The sequence below is a fragment of the Pseudomonas sp. Larv2_ips genome, assembly GCF_963879675.1.
Taxonomy (GTDB): domain Bacteria; phylum Pseudomonadota; class Gammaproteobacteria; order Pseudomonadales; family Pseudomonadaceae; genus Aquipseudomonas.
On the sequence record NZ_CAWOAW010000020.1, the window covers coordinates 1 to 340 of the forward strand.

The following is a 340-nucleotide window of genomic DNA, read 5'->3' on the forward strand; positions in this document are numbered from 1 at the left end:
TCAGTCAGCGTATCTGTAGCTGATCCAGCGCATTCGCGAGCAAGCCCGCTCCCACATTTTGATTGAGGTTTGGCTCAGCGATCGACGAGGTTGGCCAGCTCCGAACCGTCCACATGCCGCTCCAAATTCGCCAGGAACGTATCGGCAATCCTCTTGGCTGGCGCTGGTGGAATTCTTGCGTGAACGCCTGGCGGGTGGTTGTTGAACCACTGACACAACATCGCACACCTGTGGGAGCGGGCTTGCTCGCGAAAGCGGTGTGTCAGTCAGCGTATCTGTTGCTGATCCAGCGCATTCGCGAGCAAGCCCGCTCCCACATTTTGATTGTGGTTTGGCTCAG

The 340-nt window shown here is 57.4% G+C and carries 1 protein-coding gene; it reads left to right on the forward strand.

The window, feature by feature from the left end:
• Window positions 1–113 precede the first annotated feature (113 nt).
• A partial coding sequence (locus tag AACV02_RS15260; protein ID WP_218568273.1) for a hypothetical protein occupies window positions 114–340 on the forward strand: 227 nt, incomplete at its 3' end.